The following is a 13893-nucleotide window of genomic DNA, read 5'->3' as shown; positions in this document are numbered from 1 at the left end:
GCCGCCGATATTAGGACGCGGCGTCCGCGGCTTCACCCTTCATCGGCCAATCTGACCAAAATTTAACGCCCGGCGACGAAAAAGGGCCGGCGCTGCGGGCCGGCCCTTCCGTGTGTGATGCGGTCTGCGGCGGCTATTGCGCGCCGGCGAGCGGCTCCGGGTTGGCCGACAGCGAATGCATGTAGGCGATGAGGGCGGCGCGCTCGTCATCGTTCCGGATGCCGGGGAAGGCCATCTTCGTACCAGGGACGGCCGCCTTCGGGTTCAGGAGGAAGGCGTCGAGGTGCTCGATCGTCCAGGTCTCGGCGCCTCCGTTCGAGAACTCCTTCATCGCCGGCGAGTAGTTGTAGCCTTCGTGGACGGCAATCGGCTGGCCGAAGCGGTCCCAGAGGTTCGGGCCGACCTTGTTCGGCCCGCCCTCGTTGAAGGAATGGCACGCGGCGCACTTGCGCGCCGAGCGCTCGCCGACGGCGATGTCGGCGGCGGCCACCATGGCCGCCATCCCGCTCGCCTCGCCGGCGGCGGCCGGCTGTTCGGCGGGAGCGGCAGCCTGCTGCTGCGCGGGGGCGGCCTGCTGTTGGGCCGGTGCTGCCGGCGCAGTGCCCTCCTGCTGCGGTGCGGGTGCCGCGGGCTGTTCCGCCGGCGCCGGCTGCTGCTGAGGCTGCTGGGCCCCTTCGGGTGCGGCGGGTGCCGCCGGCTCGGCGCCGGCCGCGGGGGCGCTCTCCTGCTGGGGCGCGACCGGCATCCCGCCGCCGGTCGTCGTCTGCGTCTGCTGGGCGTCCGGCACCACCACGGCGGGCGGGACCGTCGCCGCGCCGCCCTGCGGCGCCGCATCGGACGCGCCCTGCGCATCCGGAGCGGCCGTCTGACCGGGCTGATCCGGGGCGGTGGTGGACGTCTGCGGGCTCGGCTGCGCCCCGGTCTGGGAGGTCTGGACGCCGGCCTGGCCCGGCTGATCGGGAGCCGTTGCAGCGCCCGGGGCCGGTGCGGCCGGGGCGGCGGCCGGCGCTTCCGCAGCCGTGGCGTCGTCCGCTGCCGGAGCGGTCGCGCCCTCTGCCGGCGCGGCGGCCTGCTCGCCCTCGGCCGGCGCTGCGGCCTTGCCTTCGGCGGGGGCGGCTTCGCCCTCCGGCGCCGCGGCGGCCGTGGCCTCGGGCAGCGGCTGCGGATTGTCGGACAGCGTGCGCAGATAGGCGACCATCGCGGCGCGCTCGTCGTCGCGCTTCAGGCCGGCGAAGCTCATCTTGGTGCCGGGCACCGTGCCGCGCGGGTCGTGCAGGAAGTTGCTCAGGTGATCGTAGTCCCAGACCTGCGCGCCGCCCTCGGAGAAGGAGACCATGCCGGCGGAATAGGAGAAGCCCTCCACGCCCGCGATCGGGCGGCCGACGACGTCCCACAGATGCGGTCCGACCTTGTCGGCGCCGCCCTTCTCGAAGGTGTGGCAGGCCGTGCACTTGTTGGCGTTCCGCTCTCCCACGGCGGGATCGGCGCTCGCCAGCAGCGTCGCGAAGTCGGGGCCCTCCTCGGCCGCTCCAGCGCCGCCGCCCTCGCCAGGCTCGGCGATCGCGATCACGTAGGCCGGCTCTTCCGGCGCATGGCGCTCGAACATGATCTCCGACAGGATGCTGATTCCGAACGCGACGAGGATCGCGAAGAGGACCGCGCCGGCGATCTTGTTCAGCTCGAACGAATCCATGGGACGAGTTGCTCCTGCGCGAGAACAGCCGGAAAAGGCCCGCGACGGACCCCGCGGCGGGTCGGGACGAGGTATCGCTTTTGCATGGGGGCATCAAGACGTATAAGCGCGCCCTTGTGAGACGATTTGACACCCGCTCGGGTGTTTTCCGCCCAAGACCCGTGCCCGGAATGAACCCCATCACCGTTATTCCGAGCAGGCTCGCCGCCACCCGCCTGCCGCGCAAGCCGCTCGCCGACCTTCTCGGCAAACCGATGATCCGTCACGTCGTGGAGCGCGCGCTGGAGGCCGATGTCGGTCCGGTGATCGTCGCGGTCGACGATCGCGAGATCGCGGACGCGCTCGCCGGGAGCGGTGCCGACGTGGTTGTGACCGGGCGCCACCACCCCTCCGGCTCCGACCGGATCCACGAGGCGCTCGCCCTTCGCGATCCCGACGGCCGCTACGACGTGGTGGTGAACCTGCAGGGGGACCTGCCGACGATCGACCCGGCCTCCGTAAGAGCGGCGCTCGGCCCCCTTTCCGATCCCGATGTCGATCTCGCGACGCTCGCGGCGATCATCACGGTCGAGCACGAGCGGACGGACCCCAATGTCGTGAAGGTGGTCGGTACCGCCTTGGCGCCCGGCCGGTTGCGTGCGCTCTACTTCACCCGCGCGACCGCCCCCCACGGCGACGGGCCGCTCCTTCATCATATCGGGCTCTACGCCTGGCGGCGGGAGGCGCTCGGCCGTTTCGTGCGGCTGGCGCCAAGCCCGCTTGAAATGCGGGAGCGGCTGGAGCAGTTGAGGGCGCTCGAAGCGGGGATGCGGATCGACGTCGTGCTCGTCGGCGCCGTGCCGCTCGGTGTCGACACCCCGGCGGATCTCGAGCGGGCGCGGATGCTGCTCGCCCGACCGAGATAGCTGCGGCAGGCCAGGGAGCGTTTGAAGTGTCGGGTCAGAAGGTCGTTTTCCAGGGGGAGCTCGGGGCGAATTCGCACATCGCGTGCCTCGAGGTGTTCCCCGACTGCGTGCCGGTGCCGCTGCCGACCTTCGAGGACTGCTTCCAGGCGGTGTCGTCCGGCGACGCCGATCTCGGCATGATCCCGATCGAGAACTCGGTGGCCGGCCGCGTCGCTGACATCCACCATCTGCTGCCGACCTCCGATCTTTCGATCATCGGCGAGCACTTCCTGCCCGTGCGGCACCAGCTGATGGGCGTGCGCGGCAGCCGGCTGGAGGACCTGAAGGTGGTGCAGAGCCACGTCCAGGCGCTCGGCCAGTGCCGCAAGCTGATCCGGAGGCTGGGCATCACCGCCGAAGTGGCGGCGGACACTGCCGGCTCGGCCCGGCATGTCGCCGAACTGGGCGACCCGAGCCGAGGTGCGATCGCGTCGCGCCTCGCGGCCGAGATCTACGGTCTCGACATCCTCGCCGAGGACGTGGAGGACGAGGCCCACAACACGACGCGCTTCGTGATCCTCTCGCGCGAGCCGCGCCGCTCGGCGGCCGGGAACGGCCCGGTCATCACCTCCTTCGTCTTCCGCGTCCGCAACGTGCCGGCCGCGCTCTACAAGGCGCTCGGCGGCTTCGCGACCAACGGGGTCAACATGACCAAGCTGGAGAGCTATCAGCTCGGCGGGCGCTTCTTCGCGACGATGTTCTATGCCGACGTCGAGGGCCATCCCGACGACCGCAGCGTCGCGCTCGCCCTGGAGGAGCTCGACTTCTTCTCCGCGGAGCTCCGCATCGTCGGGATCTATCCGGCGAGCCCGTTCCGCGCCAACATCGCGGAGCCCGAGGAGAACCGCGAGCTCCGCCCCGTCCGTCACGGGTGAGGGAGAGCGGGGCTACTTGAACATGCCCTCACGCAGGTTGATGCCGTGCTCGAGCCACGCCTTCATGGCGCAAAGCATCTGCATCCAGCCCTGGCAGTTGCCGTAGGAGGCGCGGAGGCCGCCAGGCGTCTCGCGCCAGCCTTCCTCCGAGATCGTCACCAGCGTCCGGCCGTCCTGGAGCGGCTCGAACGTCATCGTGACGGTGGTCCTGTACCCGCCCGCCGGGGTCACGGCCGTGTCGTCGTCCGGCGGCGCGCCTTCGTTCGCCTCCCACTGGAGCACGATGCGCCGCTCGGGCTCCACCTCCGTCACCCAGACCGGGAACGCGCCGGGAAAATCGTGAAAATCCCAGGTCACCGTCGCTCCGGGCTCGATCCGGCCTTTCGCGCCGCCGGTGGTGAAGTAGCGCGACAGCTCGGTCGGGTTGACGACGGCCTCGAACACTTCCGCGACGGGTCGCGCGATGCGGCCGGCCACCCTGAATTTCAGGTCCATGGTTTCCTCCTGTGCTTCGGCGCCATCATGTTATAGAAACATAACATGTCAAGCGGCGAATCGGATGATCGGGTCTTCAAGGCGCTCGCGGCGCCGGTTCGGCGCGCACTGCTCGATGCGCTGAAGGACCGGCCGCAGACGACGGGAGAGCTCTGCGCGCGCTTTCCGGCGCTCGATCGGTGCACGGTGATGCAGCACCTCAAGGTGTTAGAGGGGGCGGACCTAGTGATCGTGCGGCGCGAGGGGCGCGAGCGCTGGAACCACCTCAACCCGCTGCCAATCAAGACCATCCACGACCGCTGGATCGGCCCCTATGCGGCACGCGCGGTCGAGTTGCTCGACCGGCTGAAGTCCGACCTCGAAGGTTGAGCGCGGTGGCGGCTCAGACCTCTTCCGCCGCGAACGACGCGATCAGGCTCCGGGCGATGGCAATCTTCTGCGGGGCGGCGAACCCGTCCGGGTGCGTGCCGGCGATCATCAGCCGGATTTCGTCGCGGCTGAACCAGCGGCAGTCCTCGAGCTCCGTCTCGTCGCGCCGGATGTCGGTGGAGAGCGCCTCGGCGAAGCAGCCGATCATGAGCGAGGAGGGGAACGGCCAGGGCTGGCTGGAATGATAGGCGACGCGACCGACGACCACGCCGGATTCCTCGCGGATCTCCCGGCGGACGGCGCCCTCGATTGTCTCGCCGGGCTCGATGAAGCCGGCGAGCGCGGAATAAACGCCCGGTGCGAAACGGGCCTGTCTTCCGAGCAGGCAGCGGTCGCCGTCGATCGCGAGCATGATCGCCACCGGATCGACGCGTGGGAAATGCTGCGCCCCGCATGCCGCACACTCGCGGCGGACGCCGCCGCCGCGAGGCTCCGTCGCGGCGCCGCAGCGGGCGCAGAACCGGTGGCTGCCGTGCCAGGCGAGAAGCGAGCGCGCGTGTGCGACGGCGCTGGTGTCCTCCTGCCCGAGCAGGCCCTGGAGGGCGAGCGAGCGCAGGTCGACCGCTTTAACGTCCCCGGGCATAGCCCGCTCCGCATCGACCAACCCTGCGAGCCGCGGCCCATCCCGGCCGGTGCCGAGGAGGATCAGCGTGCCGCGGTCGAGGCCGAGCGCATCCGCGGTCGCAACGTCGAACACGCCTCTGGCGCTGCCGCCGTCGAACTGCAGCAAGGCACGATCGCCCGCGAAGAGAAGGACCCGCGCCGCCGGGTCGGCCAGAGCGTCGGCGAGGCTGTTTTCCGAGCGGTGCTCCGAGAGCCGGTCGAGCCGGTTGCCGGAGAAGCCGTTGAGCGCGCTCGTGTCGCCGAAGTACGGGTGCTCGAAGAGAAGGCGCTTTTGGGCCTGGCTGGTCAGGTCGCCGCCCCTATCCTTGTCACCGTCAGGCGCGCGGCGATCCGCGCCGCCAGCGTTTCCGCCTCGCCGGCGCCATAGGACCTGGCCGGCGCGGCGCCCCAGACGGGGCGCGGCCACGCAGGATCGCCGCGGCGGCGGGCGATGACGTGGACGTGGAGCTGCCGGACGGAATTGCCGAGCGCGGCGACATTGAGCTTGTCGAACCCGACCGCTGCCTTCAGCGCCTCGCCGGCGAGCCCGATCTCGTCCATCAGCTGGACGCGATCGTGGCGCGGCAGGTCGAGGATCTCGACCAGGCCGGGCCGCCGCGGCACCAGCAGCAGCCACGTATAGTTCGCATCACCCATCAGCCGGACGGCCGAAAGCGTGAGATCGCTGACGGGTATGCTGTCGCGCTCCAGCTGCGGGTCGAGATGGAACGGCACGTCGGGCATCCCTTGTGGCTCGTGCTCCTGCCAAGCCCGGTTCAGGGTCCGAAGTCAAGCGGGCGCGGCCCCTCGCGCGTTGACAGCGGAAGGGCACGGACTAAGGTCCGCCGCGCTTCAGAACGACCGGACGGACAATGGCGGACCTCGGACAGCTTCAGACGATCATCGACCAGGCCTTCGACGGGCGCGACGGTATCGGGCCCTCGACGGGCGGCGAGATCCGGCGGGCCGTGGACGAGGCGCTCGGGCTGCTCGATGCCGGTACGGTGCGCGTCGCGGAGCGGGGCGCGGGCGGCGACTGGACGGTGAACCAGTGGCTGAAGAAGGCCGTGCTCCTGTCGTTCCGGCTCAACCCGATGGCGGTGATCGACGGCGGGCCGGGCGGCGCCGTCTGGTGGGACAAGGCGCCGTCGAAGTTCGCCGGCTGGACGGCGTCCGAGTTCGAGCGTGCCGGGTTCCGCGCCGTGCCGGGCGCGATCGTCCGCCGTTCGGCATTCATCGCGCCGGGAGCCGTGCTGATGCCGTCCTTCGTCAATCTCGGCGCCCATGTCGGCGAGGGGACGATGATCGACACCTGGGCGACGGTGGGCTCGTGCGCGCAGATCGGCGCCAACTGCCACATCTCCGGCGGGGCGGGGATCGGCGGCGTGCTCGAGCCGCTCCAGGCCGGCCCCGTGATCATCGAGGACAATTGCTTCATCGGCGCCCGGTCGGAAGTGGCCGAGGGCGTCATCGTCCGGGAAGGCTCCGTTCTCTCGATGGGTGTCTATCTCGGCGCCTCCACCCGCATCGTGGACCGCGCGAGCGGCGACGTCCGCTACGGCGAGGTGCCGGCCTATTCCGTCGTCGTTCCCGGTGCGATGCCCGGGGAAAGCGGCGGGCCGGCCCTTTACTGCGCCGTGATCGTGAAGCGCGTCGACGAGCGCACCCGGTCCAAGACCTCGATCAACGAGCTGCTGCGGTCCTGAAGTCGTGGCCACCCCTCCGCAACCGGCCCGCAACGAATCCTGGCGCAGGCTGCTCTGGGCGCTTTTCGGCTTCTCGGGGCGGATCGGGCGGCAGGTCTACTGGCTCGCCCTCTTCGGTCCGCAGGCCGTCATCACGGCGATGTTCCTGCAGCTGATGGGCGGAGAGGAGGCGAGCTACGCCGCTCTCGCTTCGGCGCTTTCGCCGTTCGTGTCGGTGCTCGGCGTCTGGTCGAGCGTGGCGATCGCGGTGAAGCGGCTGCACGACATAGGCATGAACGGGCTATGGGCGGTCGCGATCGCGATCCCGTTCGTGAACCTTGCCTTCACGGTCTGGCTGGGGATCGTCCCGCCGCAGCCAGGCGCGAACCGCTACGGAGCGGCCGCAGACGTGCCGCCGACCTGACGGACGATGCCTTCTTCACCGGCTGGAACCGCTGTTCGCCGCCCGGCCTTGCCTGCGCGCGGCATCGCCGCTACCCGGGAGGGTGTGGCGCGGAGGACCGGCTCATGGACTGGCAATACCTGTTCCTGAACTTCGACGGCAGGATCGGCCGTCGCGACTGGTGGTTCGGTGCAATCGTCCTGCTCATCGCGAGCGTGCTTTCCGGCATCCTGTTCGGCGATGGGCTGATCGGCTGGCTCGTGAGCGTGCTGATGATCATCCCCACCCTCGGAATCCACGTCAAACGGTTCCATGACCGCGGCAAGAGCGGCTGGTGGGTCCTCATCCTGATCGTGCCGGTCGTCGGCCTCATCTGGATGATCGTCGATCTCGGGCTCCTCGAAGGCGATCCGGGCCCGAACCGCTTCGGGCCACCACCAAGGCCGGTCACTTCGTGAGCGACGGGACATCCGCGGCGGCGATCCTGGCGGATCTGATCCGAGCGCCGAGCGTGACGCCCGACGCCGGTCCCGCCCTCGACGTCATCGAACGCCGGCTTCGCCCGGCGGGCTTCGCAGTGGACCGGCCCATCTTCACCGAGCCCGGCACCCCGGAGGTCGAGAATCTCTTCGCTGCATTCGGCGGGGGCGAGCGGCATCTCGTCTTCGTCGGCCATGCCGACGTCGTGCCGCCGGGCGATCCGTTGCGCTGGCGCCATCCGCCCTTCGACGCCGCTGTCGAGGACGGCCTCATGTTCGGCCGGGGAGCGGTCGACATGAAGGGCGGGCTCGCGACCTTCATGGCGGCGGCGATCGGCTTCCTGGAGCGACGCGGGCCGGATTTCGGCGGACGCATCTCGTTCCTCGTCACCGGCGACGAGGAGGGCCCCGCGATCAACGGCACCGCGAAGCTGCTCGCCTGGGCTGCCGAACGGGGCGAGCGGTTTTCGGCTGCACTCGTCGGCGAGCCGACCAGCGCGAGCGTGCTCGGGGACCAGATCAAGATCGGCCGCCGCGGCAGCTTCTCCGCGACGCTGACGGTGGAGGGGAGGCAGGGCCACGCCGCCTACCCCCATCTGGCGGAGAACCCGGTAAGGGGACTGACGGAGCTTCTCTACGCCCTCCAGGCGGAGCCGCTCGACGACGGTACGGAGCATTTCGAGCCGTCGACCTTCGAGGTCGTCTCGGTGGACGTCGGAAACCCGGCCTGGAACGTGATCCCCGCCTCCGCGAGCGCCCGCATGAACAGCCGGTTCAACGATCGCTGGGACCGCGCGAGTCTGCACGGGGAGATCGAGCGGCGGATCCGTGAGGTCGCGGAGAGCCCGCGTCTCGCGACGCCGCCGATCCGCTGGCGGCTCGAGGAGGAGCCCTCGCCCTCGGACGTCTTTCTCACGCGCGACGAGGCCCTGATCGAGCTCGTGTCCGGCGCGGTGGAGGCCACCACGGGCCGGCGCCCCGCGCTTTCGACCGGCGGCGGGACGTCCGACGCGCGCTTCGTGAAGGACTACTGCCCGGTGGTGGAGTTCGGCCCCGTCGGGAGCAGCATGCACCAGGCGGACGAGTGCATACCGCTCGACGAGCTCGCCCGGCTCACCGAGGTTTACGAGCGCATCCTCGACACGTATTTCCCCGCCTGATGCCGATAAGCTGGATTCGCGAGAACCTCGCGGGGGCCTGGGCCGTCATGAACGGCGATTCCGCGGGCCTCACGCGCCTCGACACGTCGATCGAAGGCTTCTGGAAGTCGTTCGGGGCGATCGTCCTGGTGCTGGCCTTCTCGCTGCCGGTCCTTCTGGCGGAGCCCGCGCTTCTGGCGGAGAACGCAACGGGGGAGCCGCCGGCGGCGGGGCCGACGGCGCTCCGCTTCATGGCCGTCGCGGTCGACTGGGTGGCCTTTCCGCTGCTCTTCGCGCTCCTGGCGCGGCCGCTCGGCCTGGCGAGCCAGTTCGTTCCCTACATCGCCTGCCGCAACTGGAGCTCGGTGATCGTCGCCGGCGTCTACGGCGCCGTGCTCCTGCCCTACGTCGCCGGGCTCCTGCCGGCCGCGGTCGTGCCCTACCTGCTCTTCGCCGTGTTCGGCCTCGCGCTGCGCTTCTCCTACATGGTCGCCCGCACGGCCCTCGGCGTGCCGGCCGGCCTCGCCATCCCCATCGTCGTCCTGGAGGTCCTCGTCTCCCTCATCGTGGAGTTCACGATCGGCCGGATGGGCTGAGCCGCTCCGGGTAGTCGACGCGGAGGAGGTAGAGGCCGTCGGGCGGGGCCACCGGGCCGCAGAAACGGCGGTCCCGCGCATCGAGCGCCGCACTCAGCATCGACGCCGACCATTTGCCCTCGCCGACGAGTTCCAGCGAGCCCGCGAAGGACCGGATCTGGTTGTGCAGGAACGAACGCGCCGAAGCCTCGATCACGATCTCCTCGCCGTAGCGGGCGACGTCGAGGCGGTCGAGCGTCTTCAACGGGCTGCGCGCCTGGCAGTCAGTCGAGCGGAACGTGGTGAAGTCGTGCGTGCCGACGAGGCGCTGGGCGGCGGCGTGCATGGCCTCCGCGTCAAGGGGGCGGCCGACGCGCCATGCGCGGCCGGCATCGAGCGCGAGCGGCGCGCGCCGGTTCACGATGCGGTAGCGGTAATGTCGGCGCAGCGCGGAACGACGGGCGTCGAAATCGCCCGCGACCGCCTCCGCCCGAAGGATTGCGATTGGCGCCGGCCGCAGATGGGCGTTCAGCGCATCGGCGAGGCGGTCGCCGGGCCAGTCCCGCGTCAGATCGAGATGCGCCACCTGGCCGAGCGCGTGGACGCCCGCATCCGTGCGACCCGCCCCGCGGATCGTGACCCGCGCGCCGGTCACGCCGAACACCGCTTCCTCGATCGCGCCCTGCACGGAGCGGCCGTTTGCCTGGCGCTGCCAGCCGACGAACGGGCCGCCGTCATATTCGATGGTCAACCGGAAGCGCGGCACGCATGACCTCGATCAAGCGGCGGATCCGCAAGGCGATTAGAGTGGCGCCGATGGAAACGGAATCGACCTAAACCCGGATGGACGCTGCAATCGAGCGCAGAATCCTGGACCTGCTCGACGAGCACAGGATCATGACGGTCGCGACCTTGAGGCCGGACGGCTGGCCGCAGGCGACCACCGTCGGTTACGTGAACGAGGGGCTCGCCATCTACTTCTTCTGCGCGTCCGACAGCCAGAAGGCAGGAAACCTCGCGGCCGATGACCGCATCTCGCTGACGATCGCGCGCGACGTCTCCGACCTCACGGCAATCAGGGGCCTCTCGATGGCCGCGCATGCCGAGCAGATCATCGATCCGAACGCGGTGAGGCGCATCGTGCAACTGCTGCCGATGAAGTTCCCCGAACATGCCGGCATGCCGATCCTGGCGCCGTCGCCGGAGCGCACGCTGCTCTTCCGCGTCCGGCCGACCGTCATCTCCGTCATCAATTACAGACAGGGCTTCGGCCACTCCGATCTCGTCACGGTCTGATCGGCCCGGCGTCACGGCAGCACACGGATGCCGCCGCGCGCGCCGCGCAGGAATTCTTCGGCCTTGGAAGGCTTCCGGCCGGCGCGCTGCAGTTCGAGCAGCTCCACGGCACCGTCGCCACACGGGACGACGAGGCGCTCCTCGGCCGCACCTCCGGTCTCGGACGGCACCGCCCGCAGCACCTTCACCCGCTCCGGCTTGTCTGCGACCATCATCTCGCACCAGGCGCCGGGGAAGGGCGAGAGGCCGTTGATGTGGCGGGCGATCTCGGCCGCGGGCCGGGCCCAGTCGATCCGCGCTTCCGCCTTGTCGATCTTGGCGGCGTAAGTCACCCCCTCCGCCGGCTGGGGCGTGCAGGCGAGCGCATCGCGCTCCAGCGCGGCGAGCGCCCGCACCATCAGGTCGGCGCCGAGGCGCGCCAGGCGCTCCGCGAGTTCGCCGGCCGTCTCGCGGGCGCCGATCCGGACACGCTCGGCCATGCAGACCGGGCCGGTGTCGAGGCCTTCCTCCATCCGCATGACCATCACGCCGGTCTCCGCGTCGCCAGCCATGATGGCGCGCTGGATGGGTGCCGCGCCCCGCCAGCGCGGCAGCAGCGAGCCGTGAAGGTTGAGGCAGCCGTGCCGCGGCGCTGCAAGGATCGCCGGCGGCAGGATCAGCCCGTAGGCGACCACGACCGCCACGTCGGCCTCGAGCGCCCGGAATTCGGCCGCCGCCTCGTCGCGCCGCAGCGAGACCGGCGTGCGGACCGGGATGCCGAACCGTTCGGCCGCCTCGTGGACGGGGGAGGGGCGCTCGGCCATGCCGCGGCCCGAGGGGCGTGGCGGCTGGCTGTAGGCGGCGACCACCTCGTGGCCCTGGCCGACCAGTTCCATCAGCGTCGGCACCGCGAAGACCGGCGTGCCCATGAACACCACGCGAAGGGTCATCGGCCGCTCCTCAGATGCGCTGCTGCCGGTGACGTTCCTTCTCGCGCGCCTGCTTCGTGAACTTCCGGATCACGAGGTCGCGCTTCAGCTTGGAGAGGTAATCGATGAAGAGCACGCCGTTCAGATGGTCGATCTCGTGCTGCAGGCAGACCGCGAGCAAGCCCTCGGCCTCCTGCTCCTGCGGCCTTCCCTCGCGGTCGATGAACTTCACCCGCACCTTCGCCGGTCGCTCGACCTCGGCGTAGTAATCGGGGATGGAGAGGCAGCCCTCCTCGTAGCGGGCGCGCTCGTCGGACGACCAGAGGATCTCCGGGTTGATCAGGAAGAGCGGTTCGCGCGCATCCTCCTCCTTGGAGACGTCTATCGTGACGAGGCGCCGCGGCACCCCGACCTGGACCGCCGCGAGCCCCACCCCCGGAGCCTCGTACATGGTGTGCAGCATCTGGTCGAGGAACCGCCGCGTCTCGTCGTCCACGGTTTCGACCGGGGCGCTCGCCTGGCGGAGGACGGGGTCGGGAAGGGTCAGGATTTCGAGGCTGGTCATGGCGCGGGCGACATAGGCCGTGCTCGCAGCAGCGTCAACGCAGGGCTGCTTCCGGCCGGAGCAAGACGTCCGGCCGGAAGCCGGAGCTCAGGCCTTCTGGAGCTGCTTTGCGCCCTTCCGGCGCTCGCGCACCGCGTCGATGATCATGCTGTCCGCCGCCTTGGCCATGCCGAGATCGACCATCTTCTGGTAGGCGCCGAGCGCGGCGCGCCCCATGACCGGGTCCTCGCCGAGCGCCTCCTCCAGCCCGATGCCGTAGGTGAGGTCCTTGATTCGTCCGGCGGCGGTGAAGCCCGGCGGATCCTCGTGCTCGTTCTCGGCCATGAACGGGCCGTGCTTGCGCACGTGGCCGCTGCCGGTATTGCCGTTGGCGAGCGCCTGCGCGGCGGTGCGCAGGTCTATGCCGGCGGCCTCGGCGGCAGAGAGCGCCTCGGCGAGCCCCACGATCTGCACGACGCCGAGGACGTTGTAGATCAGCTTGAAGGCGGTGCCGGTGCCCGGCGCGCCGAAATGGAAGATCTCCTTGCTGAGCGGCGTGACGAGCGGCCGGATCTTCTCCAGGTCCTCCTTGTCGGCACCGACGAAGACCGCGAGCTGGCCGGCCGCGGCGGCATCGGGCCGGCCGGCGACCGGGCAGTCGACGTAGTGCAGGCCCTTCTCGCGCACGATGCCGCAGAGCTCGAGCACCCAGTCGTGCGACATGGTGGAGTGCTCGACGATGAGAGCGCCCGGCGCGAGATTGGCCGACAGCGCCCCCTCGGGGCCGGTCCAGACCGTGCGCGAGGCGGCATCGTCCGTCACCGAGGCGAACACCATCTCCGCGCCTTCTGCCGCCTCGCGCGGCGTCCGCGCAAGCCTGGCGCCGGCCGCTTCGAGGTTCCTCACCTTGTCGAGCGTGCGGTTGTAGAGCGTCACGTCGTGGCCGGCCGCGAGCAGGCGCTTCACCATCGCCTGGGCCATGTTGCCGCCGCCGAGATATCCGATCTTCGTCATGTCCAATCCTTCAGAGCGTGTGGAGTGCGGCAGGGGGCGATCACTTGACGAGGGCGAGGCCTTCGAGCGCGAGGCCGTAGGGCAGGAGCTCGTTCATCTGCCGGCGCAGGACCTCGGTGATCAGCAGGCGCGTGTAGCGCCGGTTGAGCTCCGGCATCTTCATGATGTTGCGGGCATGCTCCCAGGCCCGCGGCAGCAGCTGGTCGGCCGGGACGATCTCGTTCACGAGCCCGACGTCCTTCGCCTCCTCGGCGCCGATCTTCTGGCCCGTCAGCAGGAAGTAGCGGCCGCGATTGTAGCCCATGAGGAGCGGGAAGACGACGTGCATGCCGTCGCCGGGCACGAGACCTCCGACGAAATGGGCCGAATCCTGGAAGGCCACCGTCTCCGTCGCGAGAACGATGTCGCACATGACCGGCAGTTCGGCATGGCGCAGCGCGGGGCCGTTGATGGCCGCGATCATCGGGGCGTCGATCGCCAGCATGTTGAAGAGGAGGTGCTTCGATTCCCAGCCGAGCTCGCCCCATTCCTCGGTCGACTGGTTGTGGGTCTTGAGATTGTCCTCCACGCTCGGGGCCGGCCCGGAAAATTCGTCCCCGGTCCCGGTCAGGATGATGACGTGGTTCTCCCGGTCGCGTCCGACGTCAAGGAAGGCCTGCTCGAGCTCGCGGTGCGGCTTGCGGCTCCAGCGCAGCGGGCCGCCGTCGGTGTGGAGCGTCATCTCGAGGATGCCGTCCTCGCGCCGCATCCGGATGGTCTCGAACTTCTCTGCGTAGTCTGCGAAGGGCACGTCTGTCACCGTCTGCAAAGG

The 13893-nt window shown here is 70.1% G+C and carries 18 protein-coding genes; 9 read left to right on the top strand and 9 right to left on the bottom strand.

Annotation, left to right across the window (positions count from 1 at the left end; all coding sequences use genetic code 11):
• Nucleotides 1–133: 133 nt before the first annotated feature.
• Nucleotides 134–1693: a c-type cytochrome gene (locus ACUN0C_RS06630; RefSeq protein ID WP_445465547.1), complete on the bottom strand. Its 1560-nt coding sequence runs from the start codon at nucleotides 1691–1693 to the stop codon at nucleotides 134–136.
• A 170-nt stretch (nucleotides 1694–1863) separates the two neighbouring features.
• Here ACUN0C_RS06630 and ACUN0C_RS06625 point away from each other — a divergent pair, with 170 nt between their 5' ends.
• Nucleotides 1864–2598 (top strand): 3-deoxy-manno-octulosonate cytidylyltransferase, encoded by a 735-nt coding sequence (locus ACUN0C_RS06625; RefSeq protein ID WP_445465546.1) that lies wholly within the window; start codon nucleotides 1864–1866, stop codon nucleotides 2596–2598.
• A 26-nt stretch (nucleotides 2599–2624) separates the two neighbouring features.
• Nucleotides 2625–3512 carry a prephenate dehydratase gene (locus ACUN0C_RS06620; RefSeq protein ID WP_445465545.1) on the top strand — a complete coding sequence of 296 codons (888 nt, stop codon included), beginning with the start codon at nucleotides 2625–2627 and terminating at the stop codon, nucleotides 3510–3512.
• A 12-nt stretch (nucleotides 3513–3524) separates the two neighbouring features.
• Here the strand turns inward: ACUN0C_RS06620 and ACUN0C_RS06615 are convergent, their stop codons facing one another.
• A complete protein-coding gene (locus ACUN0C_RS06615; protein WP_445465544.1) occupies nucleotides 3525–4007 on the bottom strand; it encodes an SRPBCC family protein in 483 nt (160 codons plus the stop codon).
• A gap of 45 nt (nucleotides 4008–4052) precedes the next feature.
• Between ACUN0C_RS06615 and ACUN0C_RS06610 the strand changes: the two genes are divergently transcribed.
• Nucleotides 4053–4376: an ArsR/SmtB family transcription factor gene (locus ACUN0C_RS06610; protein WP_445465543.1), complete on the top strand. Its 324-nt coding sequence runs from the start codon at nucleotides 4053–4055 to the stop codon at nucleotides 4374–4376.
• Between the two features lie 13 nt (nucleotides 4377–4389).
• On the opposite strand, the gene nudC is transcribed toward ACUN0C_RS06610, so the two are convergent.
• Together nudC and ACUN0C_RS06600 are read right to left on the bottom strand one after the other, a co-directional pair.
• A complete protein-coding gene (gene nudC, locus ACUN0C_RS06605) occupies nucleotides 4390–5349 on the bottom strand; it encodes an NAD(+) diphosphatase (RefSeq protein WP_445465969.1) in 960 nt (319 codons plus the stop codon).
• The gene (locus ACUN0C_RS06600) at nucleotides 5346–5783 is read right to left on the bottom strand and encodes an HIT family protein (RefSeq protein WP_445465542.1); all 438 of its coding nucleotides are present in this window, start codon (nucleotides 5781–5783) and stop codon (nucleotides 5346–5348) included. Before ACUN0C_RS06600 ends, nudC begins: the two co-directional genes overlap by 4 nt.
• A gap of 128 nt (nucleotides 5784–5911) precedes the next feature.
• On the opposite strand from ACUN0C_RS06600, the gene dapD reads away from it, so the two are divergent.
• From dapD to ACUN0C_RS06575, 5 genes are all read left to right on the top strand, one after another.
• A complete protein-coding gene (dapD, locus tag ACUN0C_RS06595; protein WP_445465541.1) occupies nucleotides 5912–6745 on the top strand; it encodes a 2,3,4,5-tetrahydropyridine-2,6-dicarboxylate N-succinyltransferase in 834 nt (277 codons plus the stop codon).
• Nucleotides 6746–6749: 4 nt separating this feature from the next.
• A complete protein-coding gene (locus ACUN0C_RS06590; protein ID WP_445465540.1) occupies nucleotides 6750–7148 on the top strand; it encodes a DUF805 domain-containing protein in 399 nt (132 codons plus the stop codon).
• Nucleotides 7149–7252: 104 nt separating this feature from the next.
• Nucleotides 7253–7585 carry a DUF805 domain-containing protein gene (locus tag ACUN0C_RS06585; protein WP_445465539.1) on the top strand — a complete coding sequence of 111 codons (333 nt, stop codon included), beginning with the start codon at nucleotides 7253–7255 and terminating at the stop codon, nucleotides 7583–7585.
• Entirely contained in the window at nucleotides 7582–8766 is a 1185-nt protein-coding gene (gene dapE, locus ACUN0C_RS06580; protein WP_445465538.1) for a succinyl-diaminopimelate desuccinylase, read from the top strand. Before ACUN0C_RS06585 ends, dapE begins: the two co-directional genes overlap by 4 nt.
• The gene (locus ACUN0C_RS06575; RefSeq protein ID WP_445465537.1) at nucleotides 8766–9341 is read left to right on the top strand and encodes a hypothetical protein; all 576 of its coding nucleotides are present in this window, start codon (nucleotides 8766–8768) and stop codon (nucleotides 9339–9341) included. Before dapE ends, ACUN0C_RS06575 begins: the two co-directional genes overlap by 1 nt.
• Here ACUN0C_RS06575 and truA read toward each other — a convergent pair.
• Complete coding sequence (gene truA, locus ACUN0C_RS06570) at nucleotides 9319–10086, bottom strand: tRNA pseudouridine(38-40) synthase TruA (RefSeq protein ID WP_445465536.1); 768 nt, start codon at nucleotides 10084–10086, stop codon at nucleotides 9319–9321. The genes ACUN0C_RS06575 and truA overlap by 23 nt on opposite strands.
• A gap of 77 nt (nucleotides 10087–10163) precedes the next feature.
• On the opposite strand from truA, the gene ACUN0C_RS06565 reads away from it, so the two are divergent.
• The gene (locus ACUN0C_RS06565) at nucleotides 10164–10616 is read left to right on the top strand and encodes a pyridoxamine 5'-phosphate oxidase family protein (protein WP_445465535.1); all 453 of its coding nucleotides are present in this window, start codon (nucleotides 10164–10166) and stop codon (nucleotides 10614–10616) included.
• An 11-nt stretch (nucleotides 10617–10627) separates the two neighbouring features.
• Here the strand turns inward: ACUN0C_RS06565 and fmt are convergent, their stop codons facing one another.
• From fmt to ACUN0C_RS06545, 4 genes are all read right to left on the bottom strand, one after another.
• Nucleotides 10628–11545 carry a methionyl-tRNA formyltransferase gene (fmt, locus tag ACUN0C_RS06560; protein WP_445465534.1) on the bottom strand — a complete coding sequence of 306 codons (918 nt, stop codon included), beginning with the start codon at nucleotides 11543–11545 and terminating at the stop codon, nucleotides 10628–10630.
• 10 nt (nucleotides 11546–11555) lie between these two features.
• Nucleotides 11556–12089, bottom strand: coding sequence for a peptide deformylase (gene def, locus ACUN0C_RS06555; protein ID WP_445465533.1), 534 nt, complete (start codon nucleotides 12087–12089; stop codon nucleotides 11556–11558).
• An 87-nt stretch (nucleotides 12090–12176) separates the two neighbouring features.
• A complete protein-coding gene (locus tag ACUN0C_RS06550; protein WP_445465532.1) occupies nucleotides 12177–13082 on the bottom strand; it encodes an NAD(P)-dependent oxidoreductase in 906 nt (301 codons plus the stop codon).
• A gap of 40 nt (nucleotides 13083–13122) precedes the next feature.
• On the bottom strand, nucleotides 13123–13881 hold the full coding sequence (locus ACUN0C_RS06545) for an enoyl-CoA hydratase/isomerase family protein (protein WP_445465968.1): 759 nt from the start codon (nucleotides 13879–13881) through the stop codon (nucleotides 13123–13125).
• Between the last annotated feature and the right edge of the window lie 12 nt (nucleotides 13882–13893).

The organism is Faunimonas sp. B44, from assembly GCF_052655945.1.
Note: the sequence above shows the minus strand (reverse complement) of the source record. Positions and strands in the feature narration are given on the sequence as shown.